Below are 2,357 nucleotides of genomic sequence, written 5' to 3'. Positions count from 1 at the left end.
ATTCCGGTCTTCGTAGCCCACGGCGAGCAGGATCGGGTGATCCCGGCGGAACTGCTGCAGCGCACCTGGCAGTATCTGCACACCGACTCCGGCGCGGCCGCGTTCGGCCGCCGTGACCCCGGCGGCCACGGCATCACCGGCCAGACCCTCGCGGAGCTCGGCGGCTGGATCCAAGACCGGCTCACGGTTCCCGGTCGTCCCGGTTCGGAAGTGCCCGAGGACAGCCACGACCGCTGAGCAGGGCTGCCGGACCGGCACCCGCCGCTGACAGCGTACTTGAAAGCCTGACCCCGCCGGCCACCAGCCGCGGGGTTAGGCTTTCGCTGTCAGTGCGGGCGGTGAGCGGAGGAACGGCGTGAAGTGGGATCCAGCCAAATACGGACAGTTCGGGGACTACCGCGACCGGCCCTTCTTTGACCTGACCGCCCGCGTCCACGCGGATGCCCCGCGGCACGTCGTCGACCTCGGCTGCGGCCCGGGGAACCTGACCGCCACGCTTGCGTCCCGCTGGCCGGGGGCCGCGGTAGAGGGCCTGGACTCCTCCGCCGAAATGCTCGCGCAGTCCGGCGCCTTCGCCACGGCGGCCGCAAACCTCACCTTTACCCTGGCGGACATCGCCGCGTGGACGCCGACACCGGATACCGACGTGGTGGTCACGAACGCCGCCTTGCAATGGGTCCCCGGGCACCTGCAGCTGCTGGCCCGCTGGCTGGAGGCACTGCGCCCGGGTGCGTGGTTCGCCCTGCAGGTGCCCGGCAACTTTAATGCGCCCTCGCACGCGCTGATGCGCGCCCTGGCCGACTCGGACGCATGGTCCGGCTCCCTGGCCGGGGTGCTGCGCCACGACGACGCAGCGGCCGAACCCGCAGACTACCTGGAGTTGATGCTCGACGCCGGCTGCGACGCCGATGCCTGGGAGACCACCTACCTCCAAGTCCTGCCGGGATCCGACCCGGTCTTTGAGTGGGTCCGCGGCACCGGCCTGCGTCCGGTCCTGGCCGCGCTCCCAGCCGACGAGGCACGCCGCTTCCAGGCGGACTATGCGCGGCTGCTGAATCAGGCCTACCCGCCGGGCAGCCACGGGACAGTCTTCCCGTTCCGGCGGATCTTTGCGGTGGCACGCAAGCGCGGCTGGCACCTTTGACGAATGTGACACGCCGTGTGACAGCGCAGGGCGTGTGATGGGGCTTACACTGACAACGCGGTCTGGGGGCGGCCGCCGGCTGGTAAGGATCCGAGCCCTGTCCTAGTCATGGAGGTTCGGTGCTCATTAGCCTGATGCGGCGGCTGCTTGCGGCGCACTGGATGTCCGTCCTGGCCATCGTCTGCCTGCAGCTCGTGCAGACCACGGCGAACCTGCTGCTCCCTACCCTGAACGCCGCCATCATCGACGACGGCATCGTCGCCGGGAACACGCCCCTGATCCAGCAGTTGGGCGGCTGGATGGCGGGGGTCGCAGCTCTCCAGGCCGGCACCGCCATTTCGGCCGGCTACCTCGGCGCGGTCGTAGCCATGCGTGCGGGGCGGGAACTGCGGGAGGAGCTTTTCGCCAAGGTCCAGACGTTCTCCTCGCAGGACATCGGTGTTTTCGGGGCACCCAGCCTCGTCACCCGGGCCACCAACGACGTCACCCAGATCCAGAGCCTTACCGTCCTGGTCTTCACCATGCTCATCGCGGCGCCCGCGAGCTTCATCGGCGGCATCACCTTGGCGCTGCACCAGGACGTGGCGCTGTCCGGGATTGTCGCGGCGGTCATCCCCCTCCTCGCCGGCGTCATGGTGCTGATCGTGCGCCGGCTGATTCCGCTGTACCGCCAGGGCCAGGCACTGATCGACCGGATCAGCCGGGTGCTCCGGGAGCAGATCATCGGCGCCAACGTCATCCGCGGCTTCGTCCGTCAGGACCACGAGATCCGCCGCTTCGACGCGGCCAACAAGGACCTCACGAAGAACAACCTGGACTCAGCGCTCCTGGTGGCCGGCATGAACCCGATGATCATGGTGGTCGTGAACCTTGCCTCCGTGGCCGTGGTCTGGTTCGGCGGGCACCGGATCCAGGCCGGACAGATGCGACTCGGCGCCCTCACGGCGTTCATTGCCTACATCCTCCAAATCCTGATCGCCATCATGATGGCSATGTACGTCTTCACTACGGCCCCGCGCGCGGCTGCCTGCGCCGAACGGATCCAGGCTGTCCTCGACACCGAGCCTTCCGCCGGGTGTCCTCCGCCCGCCCCGCCCGCCCCGGCCCGGCGGGCGGGGGATACGCCGCCGGCAGGCACGGTGGAATTCCGTGACGTGGCCTTTGCATACCCCGGTGCCGAGGCACCGGTGCTGGCCGGGATCACGTTCACCGC

Annotated in this window: 3 protein-coding genes; all 3 read left to right on the top strand. The window is 69.2% G+C overall.

The genetic code is table 11. The annotated features are described in order from the left end of the window. Positions 1-237 (top strand): alpha/beta hydrolase (locus AB4Y86_RS16965; protein WP_441403336.1); only part of this gene is annotated, 237 nt, incomplete at its 5' end. A 118-nt stretch (positions 238-355) separates the two neighbouring features. Further along, complete coding sequence (locus AB4Y86_RS16960) at positions 356-1,144, top strand: trans-aconitate 2-methyltransferase (protein ID WP_441403335.1); 789 nt, start codon at positions 356-358, stop codon at positions 1,142-1,144. A 134-nt stretch (positions 1,145-1,278) separates the two neighbouring features. Beyond that, a partial coding sequence (locus tag AB4Y86_RS16955) for an ABC transporter permease (RefSeq protein WP_441403337.1) occupies positions 1,279-2,357 on the top strand: 1,079 nt, incomplete at its 3' end.

The organism is Arthrobacter sp. 2YAF22_2 (assembly GCF_052114645.1).
Classification (GTDB): Bacteria; Actinomycetota; Actinomycetes; order Actinomycetales; family Micrococcaceae; genus Arthrobacter.
Note: the sequence above shows the minus strand (reverse complement) of the source record. Positions and strands in the feature narration are given on the sequence as shown.